Source organism: Pseudarthrobacter sp. O4 (assembly GCF_050157025.1).
Taxonomy (GTDB): Bacteria; Actinomycetota; Actinomycetes; order Actinomycetales; family Micrococcaceae; genus Arthrobacter.
On sequence record NZ_CP189591.1, the window covers coordinates 3055540 to 3078158 of the forward strand.

Consider the following 22619-nt stretch of genomic DNA (forward strand, 5'->3'; position numbering starts at 1 on the left):
GCTCGAGGGAATTTGAGTGTCGTCAGGAAATTTGAGGGTCAGCGGGACGATTACGCGTCATGACCTTCGGCCCTCTTCCGGCACCGGCTGGCAATTCGGGCAGTAGTAGATGTCCCGCTCTTCGGTGCCCGCCGCTTTGCCAAGCACCCCGCGGCGCACCGACGTCCCGCATTTCAGGCACGGCTGGTGCTCGCGACGGTAGACCCAATGGCCAGGCAACCCCGAAGACCGGCCCACGGCAACACCGCGGGGGTTCAGCACGGTGGTCCGGCGGCCGGGGCCCAGATTCGCCTCCAGGAGGACCTTGGCACCGGTCATCAGGGCAGGCAGATCAGCTACCGCGGAGACGGGCGACGCGGGATTGATGCCGGCGAGGAAGCAGGTCTCGCAACGGTAGATGTTCCCGATCCCGGCGAGGTTCCGCTGGTCCAGCAGGGCGACGCCGATCGGGACGTCGGGGGCGGCGCGGATCCGCCGTTCGGCCTCGGCCAGGTCCCAGTCGGGGCCCAGAAGGTCCGGGCCCAGGTGCCCGACGATCGACTCCTCCTCGGACGTGCGGATCACTTCGAGGATGCCGAGGGAGAAGCCGACGGCGTCTGCCGCGGCGGTGCGCAGCACGCAGCGGGCGGTGAATCCCGGTTTCTTCCAGCGTCCTCCCGGCGGGTAGACCTGCCAGTTCCCCTCCATTTTGAGGTGGGAGTGGATGGTCAGCCGGTCCGGTTCCGCCCGGCTGGCTAGTCCCGCCCGGCTGCCGTGTTTCGGCCCGGATTCTTCCGACTGATCCGCCGGACCCGGACCCGGACCCGGATCCGCCGGACGCTGCAGCCGCATCAGCAGGTGCTTGCCGCGGGGCACCACCTCGGTCACGGTCCAGCCGCCAAGCCTGAGCGTGGCGAAGCGGGGCACCCTGAAGTCGGAGGAGATCAGCTGCTGACCTGCCAGGGCGGCGTGGAGCTGCGCGGCAGTGCGGAAGACCGAGTCGCCTTCAGGCACGGATTCTCAGTCCCTTCGGGGTGGAATAGGCGCCGGCCTGGGCGAGGGCGGCGGCCACGGGGGTGTCGAGGATGCCGTGGCCGTTCACTTTTTCCATGATGAGCTTGTCGACCGCGCCGCGGGTCACCACGCTCACGAGGGCGGCGCCTGCCGCGGCCAGGATCTCGGTGTCGTCGCTGAATACCAGCAGGGTCTTGCCCCCGCGTTCCACGTAGAGCACCAGGGCGCCGTCGACCAGCACCACGAGGGCTCCCGCCTTCCGCCCCGGCCGGTGGCCCGTGCCTGCCTCGACATTGAGGGCGGGCCAGGGCAGGGCTGCGCCGTAGGGATTGGCCGGGTCCGTTGCCGCGAGGGCCAGGGCACTGGGTTCGGGTTTTTGCAGCTGGGTGTCCTCGGCGTAGGAACGCAGCCGGTCCACAGTGGCCGGTACGGCGAACTGCGCCGCGCCAAGATGCTCGATGAAGTAGCCCCGACGGCACCGGCCGGCTTCCTCCAACCTGGCGAGCACCTTGTACATCAGTCCGAAGCCGCCCAGGATGTTCTCCGCCATGACCGAGCCGCGGGTGACCACCCCGTACCGGTCCAGCAGCAGTTCCGCGGTGGCCCGGGCATGGATGGTGGGATCCAGTTCGGGGGCCGGCAGGGCGGACCAGCGGCCCGCGGCCAGCGGGGGAGTGGGTGCGGAGCCGGTGACGGAACCATAGCGGCCGCCGGTCAGCCCGGGTGACCCCAGCAGCCCGGTGCCGTGGGAACGTCCCAGCCGGCTCAGCCGGGGTGCGCGGGCCCGCGGCGCCCGGGACACCTGCCGATGGGCGGTGTGACCGCCGGCGATCAGGGCGCGGACGGGGGCAAAGGTGTCGCCGGTGATCCGGCCTGCCCAGGCAAGGTCCCAGAGGGCGGAGACCACGTCCTGGTCGCTCGGCACCGAGTCCATGCCGCCGGCTATCTCGGCCAGTTGCCGGAAGAAATACCCGCCGCCGTTGTTCCGTAGATGGTCGAGCAACCGCAGCTGCGCGTCGCCCGGCTCGAACTCCACGGCCGGATTCAGGGTCAGTTCGGCTGAATCGGCAAGGTGCAGGCTCACCCAGCCGTCATTGCCCGGGAGCGAGCCCGCACCGGACCAGAGGACTTCCCCGGCGGCCATGAGCTCGTCCAGCATGGCCGGCTGGTAGTCGGCCACCCTGCTCGCCAGAACCAGCGGTTCCCAGGCCGAGGCCGGAATGGGCACGCCGGAAAGCTGGTCGACCGCAGTGACGATGCCGTCCAGCCCGCGCAGTGCAGACTGGCCGCGCCGGCCGGGCGCGCGGACGTTCTGCCAGGCGGGCAGGAACCGCCCGTAGGCGGCGGCGTCCACCGGCTCAACCTCGGCCCGGAGCGCGGCGAGGGACCGGCGGCGGAGCTTGCGCAGGACCTCGGCGTCGCACCACTCGCTGACGCCGGCCAACGAGGAGGCGATGGGGGGAATGGTTTGTTGGGCCTCGGCAGCACCGCCGCCGCGGGCCGACTCCACGCCATCCGTTTCCGTCGCTGTGGGCGGTTCCGGCGCTGTGGCGTGGGGGCGGAACTCGCCCTCCACCACGCGGCCGTCTGCGGCGAGCCGTTTCAGCGCGGTGCCGACGACGGCGACGCCGAGTCCCAGCCGGGCGGCCGCCTCGGCGGAGGTGAACGGCCCGTGGGTGCGGGCGTAGCGGGAGACGAGGTCGCCCAGCGGATCCGCGACGGGTTCGATGAAGGCCAACGGGACGCCCATCGGCAGGGGGACGCCGAGGGCATCGCGCAGCCGGGCGGCGTCCTCCACCGCGGCGAAGCGTTCGCCGCCGCCAATGTTGACCTTGATGGCGCGGTTGGCGCGCTGGAGCGCGGTCAAGTGCGCGGCGGCGTCGGCGACCGGCAGTTCCGGGGCATCCTCCCGGGTCCCGGCAGGCTCAACCACCTCGGCAGGCTCAACCACCCCGGCAGGCTCAACCACCGGGAAAGTTTCAGCCGCATCCGCAGGCCGGGCGACGGGCGCAGGTTCGACGGACTCCGCCGGCGGTTCCAGCCGCGCTGCGACTTCCTCCGGGGTGAGCGGGCCCAGCAGGCGGAGCAGGTCCGCGACCCCTTCCACGCCGCGCACCTTCCGGTCCGGTGCGAGGCGCTGCAGCTCGCGTTCGGTGGCGTCGATGACCTTGGCGTCTAGCAGTTCGCGCAGCTCCACCCGGCCCAGGAGCTCGTTGAGCAAGGTGGAATCGAGCGCAAGCGCGGCGGCCCGGCGCTCGGCGAGCGGAGAATCCCCCTCGTAGAGGAACTGTGCCACGTAGCCGAACAGCAGGGACTTGGCGAACGGCGAAGGCTGCTGGGTGGTGGTCTGCACGATCCGCAGTTCCCGGCGCTCAACCGAGGCCGCGATGTCCTTCAGTGCGGGGAGATCGTAGACGTCCTGCAGGCACTCGCGGACCGTTTCGAGCACGATCGGGAAGGTGGGGTACTTCCGGGCGACATCCAGGAGCTGGGCCGAGCGCTGCCGCTGCTGCCACAGCGGCTGCCGTTTGCCCGGTGTCTGCCGGGGCAGCAGCAGCGCGCGGGCGGCGCACTCGCGGAATCGGGAGGCAAAGAGGGCGCTGCCGCCAACTTCCGCCGTCACGATCTGCTCGAGTTCCTCGGAGTCGAAGAGAAACAGTTCAGCTCCGGGCGGCTCGTCTTCCATCATCGGCACGCGCAGCACGATGCCGTCGTCGGCGGCCATGGCGGAGCCGTCCACCCCGTAGCGCTGGTGCAGGCGCTGCCCGACGGCCAGCGCCCACGGGGCGTGGACCGGCATGCCGAAGGGACTGTGCAGCACCACGCGCCAGTCGCCGAGCTCGTCAAGGAAACGCTCCACCACGAGGGTCGTGTCGCTGGGCACCACTTCGGTGGCCAGTTTCTGTTCGGCAAGGTACTGGATCAGGTTGTTCGCCGCGAAGTCGTCCAGACCGCTGGCCTTGCAGCGTTCCATGGCCGGTCCGACGTCGGACGCGGACAGTTCGCGCACGAACGCGCCGAGCGCGCGGCCCAGGTCCACCGGCCGGCCGAGGGAGTCGCCCTTCCAGAACGGGAGTTTTCCGGGCTGGCCGAACGCGGGGGACACCAGGACCCGGTCGTGGGTGATGTCCTCGATCTTCCAGCTGGTGGCGCCCAGGGCGAAGACGTCGCCGACCCGGGACTCGTAGACCATCTCCTCGTCGAGTTCACCGACCCGGCGCCCGCCCTTGGCAGCGGCCGCGGCCGGGCTCGCGGCCCTGCCGTCCGCGCTGGCACCGCCGGAGGAACCCGAACCTTCCACTTCGGTGCCGATGATGTAGACCCCGAACAGCCCACGGTCCGGGATGGTGCCGCCGGAGGTGACGGCCAGCCGCTGGGCGCCGGGCCGGCCCTCGATGGTGCCGGCGTTGCGGTCCCAGATGATCCGGGGCCGCAGCTCCGCGAATTCGTCGGAGGGATAGCGTCCGGCCAGGAGGTCCAGGGTGGCCTCGAAGGCGGAGCGGGGGAGCGAGGCGAAGGGTGCGGAGCGCCGGACCGCGGAGAACCATTCCTCCACGTCAATGGCGCCCAGTGCTGTCGCGGCGACGGTCTGCTGGGCCAGGATGTCCAGCGGGTTGGCCGGGACACTGAGCCGTTCGATCTTGCCGCCGAGCATCCGCTCCACCGTGATGGCGGTGTGGACGAGGTCCGCACGGTGCTTCGGGAACAGCACGCCCTGGGAGATTTCGCCGACCTGGTGGCCGGCCCGGCCCACCCGCTGCAGCCCGCTGGCCACCGAGGGCGGGGACTCCACCTGGACCACGAGGTCCACTGCGCCCATGTCGATGCCGAGTTCCAGAGAGGACGTGGCCACGACGCAGCGCAGCCGCCCGGACTTCAAATCATCCTCGATCAGGGCGCGCTGGTCCTTGGAAACGGAGCCGTGGTGGGCGCGGGCCAGCACCGGATCGGCGCCGGCGGTGCTGCCGGCCTGGGCCATCATGTGCGCCGGCGTCGCAGTCGAAGTGGGCGCTGGCGTCGCAGTGGAAGTTGGCGGCGCAGCAGCGCTACCGGACGGTCCGCCGGACCGAACCCCGGCGTCCGCCGCCTCCACGTCCGCCGCCCCCGCGCCAATCCCGGCCCAGCCGCCGGCGGCCATCAGCTGCCGTTCGGCGTAGATCTCGTTGAGCCGGGCGGTGAGCCGTTCGGCGAGCCGGCGGGAGTTGGCGAACACGATGGTGGACTGGTTGGCCAGCACCAGGTCCACGATCTTCTCCTCCACATGCGGCCAGATCGACGCCTGCGGCTGGAGCCCGGATGCCGGACCGGAGTCGAATGCCCCCGCCGCCCCCTGCAGATCGGACATGTCCTCCACCGGGACGGAGACGGTCAGGTCCCAGTTCTTCTTCGACGGCGGGGCCACGATTTGCACCGGCGCAGCGCCGGCCAGGAACTGTGCGACGAGCTCCTTGGGCTCCACGGTGGCCGAGAGCCCGATCCGCTGGGCGGGTTTGGACAACAAGGCGTCGAGGCGTTCCAGTGATACCGCCAGATGCGCCCCGCGTTTGGTGCCCGCGACGGCGTGGACCTCGTCCACGATGATGGTGTCCACCTCGCTGAGCGTCTCCCGCGCCTTGGAGGTGAGCATGAGGAACAGCGATTCGGGCGTGGTGATGAGGATGTCCGGCGGGTGGCTGAGCAGCGTGCGGCGCTCCGACGCCGGTGTGTCCCCGGAACGGACTCCCACGCTGATCAGCGGTGCGGGGAGTCCCAGCCGTTTCGCGGTCTGGGTGATGCCGATCAGCGGGGCGCGCAGGTTCCGTTCGACGTCGACGCCCAGCGCCTTGAGCGGCGAAATGTACAGCACACGGGTAGTCCGCTTCGGTGCCTTCGCCCGGGTGCCCTTCACGGCGCCAAGACCGGGCAACAGTTGGGGCTCGGCGGGGGCGGAGACGAGCAGCCGGTCCAGTGCCCAGAGGAAGGCCGCAAGCGTCTTGCCGGAGCCCGTGGGTGCCACCACGAGGGCGTGCGAGCCGGAGGAGATGGCGCCCCAGGCACCGTTCTGGGCCGGGGTGGGCGCGGAAAAAGCGCCCAGGAACCAGTCCCGGGTCGGCTGGCTGAACTGGTCCATGGCGTCGGCCGCGAGTGTGCCGCCAGCGAGCTCCTGCCCCTTCATTCCTCCATCATGCCCTACGGCACCGACAGTATTTGGCGGTAACGTTCCGGGCTGGATTCCGGGCATCGCAGCGGGACGGCCGCCGGGTTGCCCGGATACTACTTTGCCTGGAAAGCCCCAATAGTCAGCAGATTGATGCCTGGGTTACTGCAGGCGTCCATGGGCTGGGCGAGGAACAGGGACGCCGTGTCCTCCGGCGGGTAGATCCGGAAGCCGGCCGCCGGGGTGCGGGTGCAGTCCGGGTAGTTGCCGGCCTGGGTATAGCGCAGCGTCGCGGTTCCCGCCTGGCCCGGCGCGAGCAGTACTTCGATGACGGTGGTGGAATCGTCACGCGTCGCGGCAGCACCAATGGGCTCGCCGTTGGCGTCAGCGGCCAGGGAGACACCGGCGAAGCCCGTCAGCAGGCAGGGTTCGGCTCCGGAGTTCGTCAGGATCAGCTGCATGTAGACGCTGCCGGCCGCGCCGCCGCCGGTGGAATCGGTGGTGGCCGTCAGGCTGGCGGCCTTGCACAGTGCGGCGCCGGACCGAGTGGGCGCGGGGGATGCCGACGTCGGCTGGGCCGTGTCAGTGCCGGCAGCGGCGGCGCTGCCGGCCGTGTCCGACGAGCTGGCCGTGGGGGCCACTGTTTCGCTGGCAGCCTGCGCTGGCGGCTTGCTGGCCCCGCAGCCGCTGAGCAGGAGCGCTGCTGCGGCAACCGCCGTCGTGAGTGCCAGTCCGTTCTTGGTTCGCTGAGCCGTCATGGCACCACCTTTACGTTCCATGCTGGCTTAGTCAACGACGCCACGGCGGCGGAGCCGGATTGATGCCCCGATTGTGATTTCCGGGCATCAACCGAGGTCAAACCAGCCGTGCAGCTGCTGCTAGTCCGTCTCGGGTCCTGAGCAGTAGTGGCAATCCTCGGGGCACGAGTCGGTGACAGCGGGCCACGCCGCCGCACGGGCCGGCAGACCGCGGGCAATGTCCAGGGCCCCGGCGCCAGGCTGTCCGGTGGTGCTAGTTGTCCTCATGGTGCGTTCCCTCCGCAGCGACGGTCAACTGGTAGCCATCGGCTGCGTGGAACAGCTGCCGGGTGCCACCATCCGGCATCACCCACACGACGGCGCCGTCGGCGGTCCGGTTGTCCACCCGGCCGATGAGCTCGAGGTGGCCTTCCCGCCGGAGCTGGACGCGGTCACCGATCTGGACGTCGTCCCAACGGTCTGGGCTGCGGGTGGCCCGGTTCTGCTGCAAAGTCACGATGCTTCCTGGAGGTCAGTGGTGGAGAACGCTGTTGTGACTTAGCTAACCCGGTGAGATGCCGGCGGTTCAATGGACCAACTCACGGCGGAGAGGGTCTGTTGTTGTGCAGGCGTCCAGCCGCTAAGGATCGCGGCGGGCCGCCCGCCGGAACGTGGGGGGCGGAGGCGGCGGGACGGCCCACGGCTGAGCGGCGTGCCGACGGCGCCGCAATTCCAGGGCGAGGCTCTCCTGTCCGCGGGCCATCGCCCAGCGGTGGTTGGCTGCGAACGCCGGTTTCAGCAGCCAGCTCAGGCGCCGCAGCAGGGGCTTGGCCGCGCTGACGCGCCAGTCGTAGGTGATGACGGTTTCGGGGCCGTCCTGCTCGAAGGTCCAGCGGCCTGTTCCGTTCAGGTCTCCGCGGGTGGTGAGTGCGAATCCGCGGGCGGTGACCGGTTCGGTGACGGTCAACGTCCAGCGAAGCGTGTACGGCAGCCACCCCTTGGTGTGGAGAGCCACGGGCCTCGGGATGCCCGGTGCGGTGCTGTTCCCCGCGCCGGGTGCAGCCTGGACGCCCAGATACACGGAAGGCCACCAGCGGGGAAGGGTGGTGGCATCGCCGAGGACGTCCGCGACCTCCTCCGCAGTGCCGGCCACCCGCCACACGGTCTGGAATTCGTAGTCGGCGCTGCCCATCGGGGACTCCTGCCTGTTCTTCCGTGCGGATTGACTGCGTCTGGATTGCCTGCCGCCTGGGTTGCCTGCGCCTGGATTGCCTCGGGTCCGGCGGCGATCTGGTCCGTAGTACTAGTTCAGGCTGACGTGGGTGGCTTTGGCGAGCCATGAATGTCTCAGAGCTGCCAGGCAAAAGGAACACCCCGGTCCGAAGACCGGGGTGTTGCCGGGGCGCGGGACAGGCCTGCGCCTTGTTCCGCGGCCTTAGCGGCGTGCCGTCAGTCCGCTGCGCCGCCGGTTGCCGCGCCGGCTGCCGCGCCGGCGAGCCGGAGCCAGGTGTCCACCACGGTGTCCGGGTTCAGGGAGACGGAATCGATGCCTTCCTCGACCAGCCACTGGGCGAAGTCCGCGTGGTCGCTGGGTCCCTGGCCGCAGATGCCCACATATTTGCCGCGCTCCTTGCAGGCCTTGATGGCCATGCTGAGGAGCTTCTTGACGGCCGGATCGCGCTCGTCGAAGCTGCCGGCGACGATCGCGGAATCCCGGTCCAGGCCCAGGGTCAGCTGGGTCATGTCGTTCGAGCCGATGGAGAACCCGTCGAAGTGGTCCAGGAACTCGCCGGCCAGCAGCGCGTTGGACGGCAGTTCGCACATCATGATGACCTCAAGGCCGTTTTCGCCGCGGCGCAGTCCGTTTTCCGCCAGCAGTTCAATGACGCCGCTGGCCTCGTCCAGGGTCCGCACGAAGGGGATCATCAGCTTGACGTTGGTCAGGCCCATCTCGTTGCGGACGAAGGACAGTGCCTCGCACTCGAGGTCGAAGCAGTCCCGGAACGACGGTTCCAGGTACCGTGAGGCGCCGCGGAAGCCGATCATCGGGTTCTCTTCATGCGGCTCGTAGGCGGGTCCACCAATCAAGTTGGCGTACTCGTTGGACTTGAAGTCGGACATGCGCACAATCACCGGCTCCGGGGCGAACGCCGCGGCGATGGTCGACACACCTTCGGCCAGGCGCTTGATGTAGTAATCACGCGGGCCGTCGTAGGCGGCAATCCGTTCCCGGATTTCCGCGGCCACCTCCGCCGGCTGATCGTCCAGGTTCAGCAGCGCCTTGGGGTGGATGCCGATCTGGCGGTTGATGATGAACTCGAGCCGGGCCAGGCCCACCCCGTGGTTGGGCAGCTGGGCGAAGGTGAACGCCTGCTCCGGGGTGCCGACGTTCATCATGACCTTGACCGGGGCCTCGGGCAGCTGGGTGATCTCGGTTTCCTCGACGCTGAAGTCCAGGAGTCCTTCGTAGATGACGCCGGTCTCACCGTCGGCGCAGGAGACGGTCACCTCGAGTCCGTCGGAGAGGGCATCTGTGGCGTCCCCAGTGCCGACGACGGCCGGAATCCCCAGTTCCCGGGCGATGATGGCCGCGTGGCAGGTGCGTCCGCCGCGGTTGGTCACGATGGCGGAGGCGCGCTTCATGATCGGTTCCCAGTCCGGGTCGGTCATGTCGGCGACGAGGACGTCGCCGGTCTTGAAAGCGGCCATCTGGTCGATCGCGGTGAGGATGCGGACGCTGCCGGCGCCGATGCGCTGGCCGATGGCGCGGCCCTCGACCAGCGCCCGGCCGGTCCCGTTGAGGCGGAAGCGGCTCAGGCTGCCGGTCGCCCGGCGGGACTGCACGGTTTCCGGTCGTGCCTGCAGGATGTACAGGCCGCCGTCGATCCCGTCCTTGCCCCATTCGATGTCCATGGGGCGGCCGTAGTGGTTCTCGATGGCGACGGCGTGGCGGGCCAGCTGCTCGACGTCGTCGTCCGTGAGGCTGAAGCGGTTCCGCAACGAAGCCTCGACCGGTACAAAGTCAATGGTGTGGCCGACCTCGCGGTTGCTTGTGTAGGTCATCTGGAGCGCCTTCTCGCCCAGCCCGCGCTTGAGGATGGCCGGGCGGCCCGCCTGCAGCGCGGGCTTGTAGACGTAGAACTCATCCGGGTTGACGGCACCCTGGACGACGGCCTCGCCGAGGCCGTAGGAGGAGGTGACGAAGACGGCGTCGTTGAATCCGGATTCGGTGTCCATGGTGAACATCACGCCGGAAGCCCCGACATCGGAGCGCACCATGCGCTGGATGCCCGCTGAAAGTGCCACCTCGGCGTGTTCGAACTTGTGGTGCACGCGGTAGGCGATGGCCCGGTCGTTGTAGAGCGACGCGAACACATCCTTGATGGCCAGCAGGATGTTCTCGATGCCGCGGACGTTCAGGAAGGTTTCCTGCTGCCCGGCGAAGGAGGCATCGGGGAGATCTTCCGCCGTCGCGCTGGAGCGGACGGCCCAGGAGAGGTCCTCGGAGCCGCCGTGCTTGTCCACCAGCGTCCGGTAGGAGTTCCGGATCTGATCTTCGAAGTCCGGCAGAAAGGGCGTCTGACGCATCAGGGACCGGATCTCCTGGCCCGCCGAGGCCAGTGCCGTCACGTCATCGGTATCCAGGCCCACCAGCCGGTCGGCGATCTTCTGGTCCAGGCCGGAGTCGGCCAGGAAGCTGCGGTAGGCGTCCGCTGTCGTGGCGAAGCCGTCAGGCACCTGGACACCGGCAGAGGTCAGATTCTGCACCATCTCGCCGAGCGAGGCGTTCTTACCGCCTACTCGATCCAGATCCTTGAGTCCGAGTTCTGAGAACCACAGGATGTCTGTCGTCATGGTTGCTGCTCCTTTGCAGATGGTGGCATGCATGTGCGCCGCCCCTCGTGCGGGTTTACCGGTTGATGGGCGCAATTTCCTCTCCACAGTGACAGGTCTGGAGCCGTCTTTCCACATGAGCTCCGACACACAATGATTGTGAAAATTTTCCCTAATGCTTTAGCTTCATGCGCTGCAGGATGGTGGCTGCCATTTCCTCCACCGACACAGTGGCTGAATTCAGGTATGGAATCCCGTGGGAGACGTACAACTGCTCGGCGCTGCGCAGCTCAAAGCCGCACTGGCGCAGCGACGCATACGGTGAGCCGCGGCGGCGCTCCGTGCGGATCTGGCTCAGCCGCAGGGGGTTGGAAGAGAGGCCGAAACACTTCTCAACGAAAGGCCGCAGCGGTCTGGGGAGCCCCTCCCGCTCAAAATCCTCATCCACCAGCGGGAAGTTCGCGGCGAAGATCCCGTGCTGCAGCGCCAGGTACATGGTGGTGGGTGTCTTGCCACAGCGGGATGGGGCCACCAGGATGACCTGTGCCTTTTCCAGCGCGCGCAGGCTCTGGCCGTCGTCGTGTTCCATGGCGTATTCGACGGCGGCCATCCGGGATTGGTAGCGCTCGGCGTTGCCCAAGCCATGGGCCCGGCCCGGTTCCCCGCTGGCCGTGGTGCCGAAGGCGCGCTCCAGTTGACCGACATGCGTCCCGATCAGGTCCACGATGATGCCCTTGCACGCCGCCAGGGTCTGGCGGATGTCGCTGCCGACAGCGGTGGAAAAGACGATCGGCTGCAGGCCGCTGGCGGCCAGTTCGTCGATGGTGCGGACGACGGACTTCGCCTGTTCAACAGTGGTGATGAAGGGGATCGTAATGCGGTCAAAATTGTTCGCGGGGAACTGCGTCAGCAAGGTGTTGCCGAGGGTCTCCGCGGTGATGCCGGTACTGTCCGAAAGGAAGTAGACAGGCCGAAGATCGTCATTGGTCATGAACGCATTCTCCACCAGGGCGGGCCGGGTGGGGGAATCCCGGGGACTACATGGCGTAGGCTCGGGCGCCGTCGACCCAGGTCTCCAGGACGGCGATCCTGGAGATGTCCCCCGCCGCCACGGCCAGTGGGTCGGCGCTGAGCACGACAAAGTCCGCGCGCTTGCCGGGGGAGATGCTGCCCAGCTCGTCCTCGCGGCCCAGGGCCCGGGCGCCGTTGATCGTGTGGGCGGCCAAGGCCTGTTCCGCCGTGATCCGCAGATCGTCCGCTCCCAGCCGGTGGCCCTGCCGGGTCACCCGGGTCACCGCCGCCTGGATGGCCTCGAGGGGTTTGGGCTCGGCCACGGGCGCGTCGGAGCTGAGCGTGACCGGCACGCCGGCCGCCACAAACTCGCCAAGCGGGTTGAACCTTTCGCCGGGGGTGCCGATCGCCTCGGTTACGCCTTCGCCCCAGTTGAAGTAATGCTGCGGCTGGTTGACGGGGTAGACACCCAGCTCCTTCATCCGCACAATCTGCTCCGGGCTGGGCAGGCCGCAGTGCTCGATCCGGTGCCGGGCGTCCGACGCGGGGAAGGCCGCCTGCGCGGCTTCGATCGCATCCAGAACCATGCCGATCGCGGTGGGGGACTGCGCGTGCGTGGCGGTCTGGAGGCCCACGGAATGCGCCCGGGTGATGAGTTCGGTGTACTCGCCCGGCTCATGGTAGAGCTGGCCCGTGCGGCACGGGTCGCCCACATAGCCGTCGGGGAAGTACGCCGTCCAGCCGCCGAGCGTTCCGTCGGCGTAGAATTTGATGCCGCCCACGGCCAGGTGGGAGTTGCCGAAGGCGCCGTGGATGCCGATCTCGATGGCCTGCTCGAGCAGGTGGGACAGCAGGTACATGCTGACCCGGGTCTTGAGCTCGTTCCGGGCGGACAGGCGAAGGTACATGTCCAGCTCGCGCCGGGTCACTTGGCAGTCGCCGATGCTCGTGACGCCGCCCCGCAGGAACTTCTCCTGGGCCGCGCGCAGCTGGCGCAGGTGCTCCTCGGGCTCGTCCTCGAGGTGGAAGTTCGGGCCGTGGTGGCCCACCTTGACGCCGTCGACGCCCGTCAAAATGTTGCATGCCGCGTCCGAGAGCTCACCCGTGAGCTCGCCGTCGGCGTCCCGGAAGAACTCGCCGCCTTCGGGGTTGGGGGTGTCCCGGTCCACGCCATGCAGGGCGAGCGTGTAGTTGTTCACGACGCCGCCGTGCCCGCTGGCGTTCATGAGATAGACCTCGCGGTCCGTGGCGACCTGGTCCAGTTCCTCCTTGCGCGGATGCCGGCCCTCCGCCAGGTTCCTGTGCTCGTAGCCGTAGCCGCGCACGGGGGTGGTGCCGGGACGCTCAGCGGCCTCGCGAAGCAGAGCCACGATCTCGGGGATGCTGGCCGCCTTCGCGGGGCCGCAGTCCACCCAGCTCATCATCTGCCCGTACATGAGCGGGTGGGCGTGCGGGTCGATGAAGCCCGGAACCACCACCTTGTCCGCCAGGCCCACTACTGCGGGTTCGGTCGGGCACCGTCGGCGGGCCTCTGCGCGGCACTCGGCCTCGGTGCCGACCGCGGCCACATGCGAGCCGTGGACCAGGAACGCCTCGGCGCGGCCCAGTTGCGGGTCCAGCGTGTGGACCGTGGCGCCCGTGAAAATGGTGCTGACGGCATCCAGCGGGGATGCTTCCAGGTGGTGAAGCTTGCGCATGTTGTTGACCTCGCTTTGCAGGGGTGGCTGAGGCTAGCGGCGGATGCCGGCCGGCATGTCGGGGGCGGTTGCGACGATGACGCTGACGCCGTCGTGCCCGTAACTTTCCTTCAGGGCCCGGCCGAAGGCCTCGGGGTCCTCGACCCGCGAGGAGCGGGCGCCGAAACCCTCGGCGATCTTGACGTGGTCGACGGCGGTGACCTCCGTGTCGATCCGGGTCACGTTGGCGCGGTCGAAGGAGTCCCGGATTTCGCCGTAGCCGGCGTTGTCCCACAGGACCACGGTGAGCTGGGACCCGCGGTCCACGGCGCTGGCCAGTTCGGTCAGCGTGAAGAGGGAGCCGCCGTCGCCGGCGATGGCGAGCACGTGCTTGTCAGGTGCCGCGATCCGGGCGCCGACGGCCATCGGGATGGCCGCACCCAGGGTGCCCAGCCCGTAGCTGGCGATCCAGGTGCCGGGGGTGGAATGCGGAAGGTACTGCTGGGCCGTGTAGGCCAGCTGGGTCGAGTCCAGCACGGTGATGGTGTCCGGCGGCGTCGCCTCGGCCAGGGCGTCCAGCCAGGGCATGTGCACCCGGGAGGCGTCGACCCATTCGATCGCCGAGCGCATGGCGGCGGCCCGCGCGGCGCCGTCGTGGGCGGCGGGCGGCAGTTCCGCCGTCGCGTCGAGCAGCGCGGCCAGCACGGTCTCGGCGCGGCCGGCCAGTCCCACCGCGGCGGCGAAGGGGACGTTGAGCTGGGCGGGGTCCACGTCGATGCGGATGATGCGGCCCCCGATGCGGACGGGGCTGCCCGTGTAGATGGTCTCCGTCTCGGAGAATTCGGTGCCGATGGCGACGACGACGTCGGCCGCGTGCAGTTCAGCTTGCGTCCCGGAGAAGGGCAGCTGGTTGGAAGCGGAGAGCGGGTGGTCCGCGGGGATGATGCCTTTGGCGTTGGTGGTGGCGATGACAGGGGCGTCGAAGCGTTCGGCCAGCCGGATCAGTTGCTTCGAGGCGAGCAGGGCGCCACCGCCGGCGAGGATGACGGGCCGCGAGGCCGTGCGCAGCAGCTCGGCGGCCTCGCGAAGCTGCGCCGTGGTCCAGACCTGCGCCGGAGCGGGCGGGGACACCGGCTCGATCGTCCCCACCTCCTTGGCCAGGATGTCGATGGGGATCGCGATGTGCGCCGGGCGCGGCCGCCCGGTCCGGAAGCCATGCCAGATTTCGGCCAGTACCTGGGCGTACTGCTCCGGATCCGTCACGGTCACGGAGGGGGACGTCAGCTTGCCCACGAGCCCGGCCTGGTCCGGGATGTCATGCAGCGGGCCGCGGTTCCGGCCCAGCAGCGCCGTCTCGGTCGTGGAGGCGAGGACCAGCATGGGCACGGAATCGTGCCAGGCCTGGGCCATGGGGGTCAGCGCGTTAAGCACGCCGGGGCCGGAGATGAGCAGGCAGACGCCGGGCTTGCCGCTGACGCGGGCGTAGCCGTCCGCCATGAAACCGGATCCCTGCTCGTGCCGGGCCGGGATGGAGCGGATTCCGGTCTCGCCCAGTCCGCGGTACAGCTCGATCGTATGGACCCCGGGGATCCCGAAGACGGTGTCGACGTCGTAGTGCTCGAGGAGTTTGACTGCTGCCTGGCCGAATTTCATGTCGCTTTCTCCGCGTTCAGTTCAGTGGTGGTTCCGGGGCGTGTTTGGGTGCGCTGAAGCTGCCTGGGAGCCCTGTGGGGCATGGCGGCGTGAACCGTTCGCACCTCTGGGTGCCGGCGGGACGCGGTCCGGGAGGGCTAGTGGACGTGGCTGAGGAACTTTTTGGTCCGCTCGTGTTGCGGGTTGCCGAAGAACTGTTCCGGGGCGGACTGCTCGATGATGTAGCCGCCGTCGAACATGACCACCTCGGAGGCCACGCGCTGGGCGAACTTGACCTCGTGCGTCACCACGACCATCGTCATGCCCTCGCGGGCCAGGGTCTCCATGACCTCCAGGACCTCGCCCACGAGTTCGGGGTCCAGGGCCGAGGTCGGCTCGTCGAAGAGCAGGACCTTCGGGTTCATGACCAGGGCCCGGGCGATCGCCACGCGCTGCTGCTGTCCGCCGGAGAGCTCCGAGGGGAAGGCGTGCGCCCGATCGGCCAGGCCCACTCGGGCCAGCATCTCGTGCGCGACCGTTTCGGCTTCCTTCTTGTGCGTCTTGCGGACGGTGGTCATGCCGACCATGACATTGTGCAGCGCGTTCAGGTGCGGGAACAGGTTGAACTTCTGGAACACCATGCCGATGTCGACGCGTTGGTGCGCCATGGCGCGTTCGGAGAGCGGCACGAAATGTCCCCTGCGTTCCACCACCCCGATGCGCTGGGACTCCAGGTAGATCTCGCCGTCGTCTGCGGTCTCGAGCAGTGCCATCAGGCGGAGCATGGTGGACTTGCCGGAACCGGAGGGGCCGAGGACCGCCTTGACCTGGCCGCGCTGGATCTCGAAATCGACACCCCTGAGGACGGGATTGTGGCCGTAGCTTTTCTGCAGGTTCTTGACCCGCAGGATCGGCTGACCTGAGGCTTCACTCACAGTATGACTTCTTCCTTCTCCGGGCGAGTCCGGATGACCTTGGCCGCCTTGGTGGTCCAGCGGAATTTCCGCTCGAAGTAGCTCTGCAGGATCATCAGGATCGACACGATGACGAGGTAGTAGATGATGGCGGCCGCGTAGTACTCGGCGTAGCGGAACGTCACCGAGACGCCCACTTGCGCAGTAGTGAGCAGTTCCCGCAGCGAGATGACACTGGCCAGGGAGGTGTACTTGACCAGACCGATGAACTCGTTGCCCGTCGGCGGGATCGCGATGCGGGTGGCCTGGGGAATGATGACCTTGAGCATGACCTGGGCCGGCGTCATGCCCAGTGCCCGGGCGGCCAGGGGCTGTCCCTCATCGACGCTCAGCAGCGCCGAGCGCAGGATTTCAGCCATGTACGCGCCCTCCACAACGGACAGTGCGATGAGGGCCGCCAGGAAGGGTGTGTACCAGCTTTCCGTCAGGGCCGGAATGAGCTGCGGGCCAGCATTCCAGACGATCAGCAGCACCAGCAGGGTGGGAATTGCCCGGAAGAACCAGACATAGGAGCCGGAGATGCCCCGGGCCGTCTTGTTCCTGCTGATGCGGCCCACCGCGAGGGCGAAGCCGATCAGGATGGCCACGATCTGGGAGAGCGCGGCCAGGCCCAGGGCGATGCCGGCGCCCTGCACGTACTCCAGGGAGAAGAGTTGCTCCCAGAAGATGGCCGGATCAAATTGCATGGCGTCCCACCTTCAACGTTGGCATTCGGCCTAGCCCTTGACCAGTTTGTCGGGGTTGAGGCCGTACTTCTTGGCGAGCTCGGCAAGCGTCCCCTTGCTGATGAGCGCCTTGACGGCCTTGGCCACCGGCTCGCTGAGCGGGCCGCCCTTGATCGTGAATACACCGAACGTCGTGTCGGTCGGGAAGATCCCCTCCACGGGGACCAGCGCGCCATTGCTCTTGGCCACGATGTCCGCAATCGCGACGTCGGTTTCCACCAAGGCGTCGGCCTTGCCATTGGTGACGGCCAGGACCGTCTCGGTGACCTTGGGGTATTCGGCGACGTTGATGTTGCCCTTGCCGCCCTGCACGCACTTCTCGCCCAGCGCCCGGACGGTGGCGGCGTTGGCCCCGCCGTTCTGGGCCGCGACGGTCTTGCCGCAGAGGTCGTCTGCAACCTTGACGCTGTCCTTGTTCTTGGCGGCGACGATGATGCCCGGGCCCGTGTTGAGGTACTTGGCGCCGTCGGCAACCTGCAGGCGGGGCTCGCTCGTGTAGAGGCCGGACCACATGACGTCGCAGCGTTTGGCCTGCAGCGCAGGCATCAGACCGTCGAAGGCGGCCTGCTGGAACGTCGGGGTGAGGCCCCAGTAGGACGCGAGGGCGCGGGCGCCGTCGGCGTCGAAGCCGATGATGTCTCCGCTGGTTCCGTTGCTGAAGTACTCCAGCGGGGCGTATTCGGGGTCGATGCAGATCTTCAGCTGGCCGGCGGTGATGAGCCCGCTCGGCGCGGCTTCTACCGCGGCCGCCGTGGAGGCGGTGCTGGCGGGACTGGATCCGCCTCCACAGGCGGAGAGGGACAGCGCGAGGATCGCTGTGCCGAGGAGGCTGGCAGTTTTCTTCAAGGCCATCTCACTTTCGAGTTCGTGGTGCAGATCACACTGACTGGGGATGAGATGACCGTAGTCCCAAGCTCTAGCCGTGGCAAGCAATCGAATTGATACATTGCCGACTTGGTGATTCTTTTGTTGGGACGCCCGACAATAACGTGACTCTTAAGCCTGAATCTACCGTTTGCTCCTCGTTTTTTGTCAGTTCGATCGAGATAAGATTCTTCAAGTTAGTTCCGCTCGCGGTTCCGAAGGGTACGCCATGGTCGACATCGACGAACAGATCTTCTCCCTGCTGCAGGACGACGGGCGTGCCAGTTACTCCGCCATGGCGCAAAAGATCGGAGTATCGCGGGCCGCGATCACGGCCCGGGTCGATGCGCTCATGGCGGATGGATCACTTCGCGTCGTCTCCGCAACCCACCCCGACTTCCTGGGCCTTCACTCCATCTCGCACGTGTCGATCCAGACAGACGGACCCTCGGACCCTGTCGTTGAGGCGCTTTCCTCCTGGCCGGCCGTTGTGCTGGTGTTGGGGGTGGGCGGCATCCACAACCTCGTGGTCGAAATCCGGCTCCCCAACCAGGTGGACCTCTATGCCACGATCGGGCGGATCCGCTCCCTGCCGGGGGTCTTGACCGTGAACACCCTGGTCTATGTGGACGTGGTCAGGGGCATCTTCATGCCGCGGCATGCGCTGCCGGAGAACGTGAAGGTCGACGACGTCGATCTCCAACTGATGCGCCAGCTCGAGCAGGACGGCCGCATGAGCTACAAGGATCTGGCCCCACTCCTGGGGCTTTCTCCCAGTGCGGTGCGGAACCGCGTCAACTACCTGCTGGAGAACCACGTGATCCGTATTGGGGCCGCCCACAACCGGCGGGGCAGGACCCGCAACGTCGCGACGGGGCTCGGCGTGAACCTGCGGGGGGACGGGGCCTCCGTGCTTGATGTCATGGCCACGCTGCCGGGCATCGAGTTCCTGGCCCGCACAATAGGCCGCTTCGATCTGGTCGCCACACTGGCCGCTGACTCCGCGGCGACCCTCCGCCATCTCATCGACCGGCTCAGGCAGGTTGACGACGTGGTCAAGATCGAGTCCTGGATGCACCTTGAGGTCTTCAAGGAGAAGTACGAATGGCCCGTCCCGGACGCAGCCAGGCCCTTCGCCTTCCCCTCCCCGTCGAACGGCGCCAGCCGGCGTTAGGAAGGCGTTAAGACTTCCCTGGAACCGCACAAGGCGACTCTCTTGCAAGGTAGCTTGTGGGGGAGTGCCGCCCCTGCAGATCCCCCAATGATGCGGGGGCGGCACGTCTTATCTTTGGGGTCGCTTCTTGGCTGTCGCCGCGTGGCGTCCTGGTCGGCTGCGCCGCTGCCGGCGACGGAGCCAGCTTGCGGGTCTCATCGGTGGCACTGGCAGGTGCAGTAGGCGCTTCTGTCTCCAGTCGACGCTGGCTCCCTTTTTTCGGCTTGATCTGGCCCTGTGCACCCCCACGCCACATCCGTAGGTTTGGGGCTACACCAGGAGGAGTGATCGGGATCACTCAAAGTTAGACTGTGCGGACCGATACCTCCGGTGGACCCTAGTCTCGCCTCTTGGCGCAGGCGCAAAAGTGCACTTCTACGGGTTCCGTCAGAAATTTTGGAGGAAACGTGAACATTGCCGAACCTCGGCAGGCCGAGAATGCAGGTCTTAGTAAGGGCCTCAAAAACCGACATATGAATCTGATCGCCATTGGGGGTGTCATCGGCGCCGGATTGTTCGTCGGCAGTGGCGTGGTGATCAGCAGCACCGGTCCGGCCGCGATTATTTCTTTCTCGATCGCCGGCCTCATCACCTTGCTCCTGATGCGGATGCTGGCCGAAATGGCCGTTGCGCGCCCCGTGTTGGGCGCCTTTTACGTCTATGCGCGGCAGGCGCTGGGCCAGCGGGCGGGCTTTACCACAGGCTGGATGTACTGGTACTTCTTCGTGATTGTGGTGGCCGTCGAGGCGATTGCGGGCGGGAAGATCATCCAACTGTGGTTCCCCATGGTCCCGCTATGGATGCTCAGCCTGGGCCTCATGGTGGTGTTGAGTGCCACGAACATGGTTTCGGCCCGCTCCTTCGGCGAGTTCGAGTACTGGTTCTCCTCAATCAAGGTGGTGGCCATCGTAGTGTTCCTGGGATTGGGCATCCTGTGGATCACGGGGCTTTGGCCCGAATCCACCCCAGGTCTGGGGAACCTGTTCGACCATGGAGGGTTCACGCCACTGGGCTGGGGGGCGGTGCTGGCCGCCGTCGTACCGTGCGTGGCTTTCTATACCGGCGCGGAAATCATCACCATAGCGGCTGCTGAATCGGAGGATCCCGAGAGGGCCGTCAAGCGCGCCATGCGCTCGATTGTCGCCCGGGTGGTGACCTTTTACGTCGGTTCGATCTCCGTTGTGGTGTGCATTCAGAGGTGGGACGCCGAAAGCGTTGGTGTTAGCCCCTACGCGGCGGTGCTGGACGTGATGGGTATTCCGGCGGTGTCCACCATCATGAACTTCATCGTCCTGACAGCAGTGCTCTCCTGCCTGAACTCTGCGCTGTACACCACCTCGCGCATGCTCTTTGCCCTCACCCGCAATGGTGACGCACCCAAGTTTTTCACCAAGCTTTCCAAGGGTGGCGTTCCTCGCCGTGCCATCCTGCTGGGCACCACTGTGGGGTACATCTCCGTGGTTTGCGTCTACGTGTGGGGTGACGTGGTGTTCGCCTTCCTGGTGAACTCCTATGGAGCGGTGGCGCTCTTCGTCTACCTGGTGATCGCCATTTCACAGGTGGTCCTGCGCAAGAGGCTTGACCGCGAAGACCCCGGGGCATTGAAGCTCAAGATGTGGCTCTTCCCGTGGCTGAGCTACGCAACCATCGCGCTGATGCTGGCCGTGATCGCAGCCATGGCCATTCTTCCCAGCACCCAATCCCAGTTCCTGATGAGCGGCGTGACGCTCGTTGTCATCCTGCTCGGCTACGAGCTGCGCCGGCGGCACGGCAGGAAGCCGGGAGAAGAGGCAGGCAACGACGCCGCCGAACTGCCAGCAGAACTGCCGACAGACCTGGACAACGAGCCAGCAGCAGCCCGCACATGATCTTCAGGCCGGATCAACCATCCGGCCCACGGAGCCCGCTGCAGGAGAGTGCCAATGGCGGCACTGTCCTGCAGCGGGCTCTTGTGTTTAAGCGGGTGCAGGTTTGGGCGCAGGATCGGTGTTGTCAGCGGCGCCCGGCGCCCAAGGGCCCGGCTTCCCCAAAGGCTCGGTGTTGTCAGCGGCGTCCGGCCAGCATGGCCAGGACCTGCCCGACGACGGCGCTGGTGGTTCCGCGGGACAGGTCCAGTGAGATGTTCCGCCGGTAGTACGGCGAGAGGTCCAGCCCGACGCCCAGTCCGAAGATGTCCGCGCTGCCGGACGCCTCGTGCGCCGCCACCACATCCTGCAGGTGCTGCTCCAGGTAGTGGCCGTCGTTGGCCAGCGCTGTGGCGCCGTCCATCGGGCTGCCATCGGAAATCACCAGCAGGATCCGGCGGGCGGCGTCGTTGCTCCCGGTGCCGCCGTTGAGAAGGCGCGCGCAGGCCCAGTCCACGGCTTCGCCGTCGACCCCCTCGCGGAACAGGTCCTTCTTCATCAGCCCGGCAATCCCCGGGCGGGCCCGCCGCCACGGGGTGTCGGCATCCTTGAAGACCAGATGCCGCACCTCGTTGAGCCGCCCCGGATGCGCGGGCCTCCCGGCGCGGATCCAGTCTTTCCCGGCCCGGCCGCCGTTCCAAGCGGCGGTGGTAAAGCCGAGGATCTCGCACCGCGCACCGGCCAGCTCCAGGGCGCGCGCATAGACGTCCACCAGTGCGGCCACGGCGGCGCTGTATTCCTTCATGGATCCGGAGCAGTCCACCAGGAACGTCACCGCGGCGTCGGTCCGGGGTTCGATCCGTTCAGTCCTGAAGACCCTGCGGTCCCCGGAGGATGTGACCAGCCGGGCCAGCCTGCTGCCGTCGAGCCGACCCTCCAAGGCGTCCCCGTCCCAGCCGTCGTGGATGGCCGTGGACAGCACCGCGCCCAGGGCCCGGCCCAGCCTGGGCACGTTGATGCCCTGCCGGGCGATGTCGTCGTCGAGCTGTTGCCGGTAGCTGCGCAGCAGCTCGGCGCGGACCAGGTCTTCGGCCTGGAACTGGCGGTCATGGGCGGTGGTGAACCGCCGGTAGCCGCCATCGCCGGCCTGCAGGGCGTCGCTGTGCCCGTATCCGGCGGTGGGGACGGCGTCGTCGTTACTGTCCTGGTCGAAGAGCAGCTGGAACTGCGGCACCCGGCTGCCGGAGCGGGCCGGCCGCGCATCCCGGGATTCCAGGTGCTCGCTGATTGCCGCAACGGTCTCCGCGATGGCAAGGGCATGGCGGGCGAAGCCGGACTGCGAGAACCGTTCCCGGCGCAGGGCGGCCAGATGGGTGCCGATGTACGGGGCAAGGTCGGCCCGGGTCGATTCGATCCGGTCCTCGAAGTCCGGGGTCATCGGCTCGGCGGTGATCCGCGCCCGGCAGACGAGAGCCACGGTGAAGAGGATGATTCCCAGCGCAGTGTCGATCTGGGTGGATGCCTCGAACTCCCGGGACCACTGCTGGAAACGGCCGTTCAGGTTGGCCCGGACCCCCGGCATGGCAGGATCGGTCAACGATTCGGTGCGGAACTGTTCCAGCATTTCGAACACCAGCATGCGTGTGGGAGTCGCCGGGCAGAGCCGGCCGTGCAGGGCGGCGTCGCTGTGCCGCAACCGCAGCGCCATGCCGTCGGCCGCGCCGCGGAAGGACGCCAGGGCGGCGTCGTCCGTGTCCGGGTGCAGATGCGGGGCGGGCATCGCCACCGGGGTGCCTTCCCGATAGAGGACCGGGCCGCGGAAATGCAGGCCACCCTGCCCGCTGAGCGCGCGCAGGGCCGCGGCGCACAGTTCAACGGTCTGCTTGCGGCGGCGCAGCGATGCGGCTGCGCGGTGCCGGGAGGCGGTGTCCGCCCGTTCCTTATCCGCCTGCGCCGTCTGTTCCGGCAGGGAGGCCATG

16 protein-coding genes are annotated in these 22619 nt (G+C 67.8%); 2 read left to right on the forward strand and 14 right to left on the reverse strand.

The features are described from left to right. Positions 1–57: 57 nt before the first annotated feature. From ACQCSU_RS14320 to ACQCSU_RS14380, 13 genes are all read right to left on the reverse strand, one after another. Complete coding sequence (locus ACQCSU_RS14320) at positions 58–993, reverse strand: Fpg/Nei family DNA glycosylase (RefSeq protein ID WP_426975951.1); 936 nt, start codon at positions 991–993, stop codon at positions 58–60. After that, complete coding sequence (locus tag ACQCSU_RS14325) at positions 986–6148, reverse strand: Lhr family ATP-dependent helicase (protein ID WP_426975952.1); 5163 nt, start codon at positions 6146–6148, stop codon at positions 986–988. Before ACQCSU_RS14325 ends, ACQCSU_RS14320 begins: the two co-directional genes overlap by 8 nt. Before the next feature lie 98 nt (positions 6149–6246). After that, positions 6247–6888 carry a DUF4232 domain-containing protein gene (locus tag ACQCSU_RS14330; protein ID WP_426975953.1) on the reverse strand — a complete coding sequence of 214 codons (642 nt, stop codon included), beginning with the start codon at positions 6886–6888 and terminating at the stop codon, positions 6247–6249. 120 nt (positions 6889–7008) lie between these two features. After that, positions 7009–7155, reverse strand: coding sequence for a hypothetical protein (locus ACQCSU_RS14335; protein WP_426975954.1), 147 nt, complete (start codon positions 7153–7155; stop codon positions 7009–7011). After that, positions 7142–7384, reverse strand: a complete 243-nt coding sequence (locus ACQCSU_RS14340; RefSeq protein WP_426975955.1) for a hypothetical protein — start codon at positions 7382–7384, stop codon at positions 7142–7144. Before ACQCSU_RS14340 ends, ACQCSU_RS14335 begins: the two co-directional genes overlap by 14 nt. 123 nt (positions 7385–7507) lie before the next feature. Further along, positions 7508–8059 carry an SRPBCC family protein gene (locus ACQCSU_RS14345; RefSeq protein ID WP_426975956.1) on the reverse strand — a complete coding sequence of 184 codons (552 nt, stop codon included), beginning with the start codon at positions 8057–8059 and terminating at the stop codon, positions 7508–7510. Positions 8060–8316: 257 nt separating this feature from the next. Beyond that, entirely contained in the window at positions 8317–10722 is a 2406-nt protein-coding gene (gene ppsA / locus ACQCSU_RS14350; RefSeq protein WP_426975957.1) for a phosphoenolpyruvate synthase, read from the reverse strand. Between the two features lie 151 nt (positions 10723–10873). Beyond that, positions 10874–11692 (reverse strand): pyruvate, water dikinase regulatory protein, encoded by an 819-nt coding sequence (locus ACQCSU_RS14355; protein WP_426975958.1) that lies wholly within the window; start codon positions 11690–11692, stop codon positions 10874–10876. A gap of 46 nt (positions 11693–11738) precedes the next feature. Continuing rightward, on the reverse strand, positions 11739–13409 hold the full coding sequence (locus ACQCSU_RS14360) for an amidohydrolase (protein ID WP_426975959.1): 1671 nt from the start codon (positions 13407–13409) through the stop codon (positions 11739–11741). 33 nt (positions 13410–13442) lie between these two features. Continuing rightward, positions 13443–15041, reverse strand: coding sequence for a 5-guanidino-2-oxopentanoate decarboxylase (locus ACQCSU_RS14365; RefSeq protein ID WP_426975960.1), 1599 nt, complete (start codon positions 15039–15041; stop codon positions 13443–13445). A gap of 137 nt (positions 15042–15178) precedes the next feature. Beyond that, entirely contained in the window at positions 15179–15955 is a 777-nt protein-coding gene (locus ACQCSU_RS14370; protein ID WP_426975961.1) for an amino acid ABC transporter ATP-binding protein, read from the reverse strand. After that, positions 15952–16680, reverse strand: coding sequence for an amino acid ABC transporter permease (locus tag ACQCSU_RS14375; protein WP_426975962.1), 729 nt, complete (start codon positions 16678–16680; stop codon positions 15952–15954). The genes ACQCSU_RS14370 and ACQCSU_RS14375 overlap by 4 nt, the downstream gene beginning before the upstream one ends. A gap of 30 nt (positions 16681–16710) precedes the next feature. Next, positions 16711–17565 carry a transporter substrate-binding domain-containing protein gene (locus tag ACQCSU_RS14380; protein WP_426975963.1) on the reverse strand — a complete coding sequence of 285 codons (855 nt, stop codon included), beginning with the start codon at positions 17563–17565 and terminating at the stop codon, positions 16711–16713. Positions 17566–17812: 247 nt separating this feature from the next. On the opposite strand from ACQCSU_RS14380, the gene ACQCSU_RS14385 reads away from it, so the two are divergent. Together ACQCSU_RS14385 and ACQCSU_RS14390 are read left to right on the forward strand one after the other, a co-directional pair. Further along, positions 17813–18757: an Lrp/AsnC family transcriptional regulator gene (locus ACQCSU_RS14385; protein WP_426975964.1), complete on the forward strand. Its 945-nt coding sequence runs from the start codon at positions 17813–17815 to the stop codon at positions 18755–18757. A gap of 512 nt (positions 18758–19269) precedes the next feature. Further along, the gene (locus tag ACQCSU_RS14390) at positions 19270–20664 is read left to right on the forward strand and encodes an amino acid permease (protein WP_426975965.1); all 1395 of its coding nucleotides are present in this window, start codon (positions 19270–19272) and stop codon (positions 20662–20664) included. A gap of 175 nt (positions 20665–20839) precedes the next feature. Here the strand turns inward: ACQCSU_RS14390 and ACQCSU_RS14395 are convergent, their stop codons facing one another. Continuing rightward, entirely contained in the window at positions 20840–22618 is a 1779-nt protein-coding gene (locus ACQCSU_RS14395) for a cobaltochelatase CobT-related protein (protein WP_426975966.1), read from the reverse strand. Position 22619: the final 1 nt, after the last annotated feature.

What these genes read in the sequence shown, in the direction of transcription:
- ACQCSU_RS14330 (WP_426975953.1), bottom strand. Translation starts at nt 6,888, where the DNA reads ATGACGGCTCAGCGAACCAAGAACGGACTGGCACTCACGACGGCGGTT.
- ACQCSU_RS14325 (WP_426975952.1), bottom strand. Translation starts at nt 6,148, where the DNA reads ATGAAGGGGCAGGAGCTCGCTGGCGGCACACTCGCGGCCGACGCCATG.
- ACQCSU_RS14365 (WP_426975960.1), bottom strand. Translation starts at nt 15,041, where the DNA reads ATGAAATTCGGCCAGGCAGCAGTCAAACTCCTCGAGCACTACGACGTC.
- ACQCSU_RS14385 (WP_426975964.1), top strand. Translation starts at nt 17,813, where the DNA reads ATGGTCGACATCGACGAACAGATCTTCTCCCTGCTGCAGGACGACGGG.
- ACQCSU_RS14395 (WP_426975966.1), bottom strand. Translation starts at nt 22,618, where the DNA reads ATGGCCTCCCTGCCGGAACAGACGGCGCAGGCGGATAAGGAACGGGCG.
- ACQCSU_RS14335 (WP_426975954.1), bottom strand. Translation starts at nt 7,155, where the DNA reads ATGAGGACAACTAGCACCACCGGACAGCCTGGCGCCGGGGCCCTGGAC.
- ACQCSU_RS14390 (WP_426975965.1), top strand. Translation starts at nt 19,270, where the DNA reads ATGAATCTGATCGCCATTGGGGGTGTCATCGGCGCCGGATTGTTCGTC.
- ACQCSU_RS14345 (WP_426975956.1), bottom strand. Translation starts at nt 8,059, where the DNA reads ATGGGCAGCGCCGACTACGAATTCCAGACCGTGTGGCGGGTGGCCGGC.
- ppsA (WP_426975957.1), bottom strand. Translation starts at nt 10,722, where the DNA reads ATGACGACAGACATCCTGTGGTTCTCAGAACTCGGACTCAAGGATCTG.
- ACQCSU_RS14375 (WP_426975962.1), bottom strand. Translation starts at nt 16,680, where the DNA reads ATGCAATTTGATCCGGCCATCTTCTGGGAGCAACTCTTCTCCCTGGAG.
- ACQCSU_RS14355 (WP_426975958.1), bottom strand. Translation starts at nt 11,692, where the DNA reads ATGACCAATGACGATCTTCGGCCTGTCTACTTCCTTTCGGACAGTACC.
- ACQCSU_RS14360 (WP_426975959.1), bottom strand. Translation starts at nt 13,409, where the DNA reads ATGCGCAAGCTTCACCACCTGGAAGCATCCCCGCTGGATGCCGTCAGC.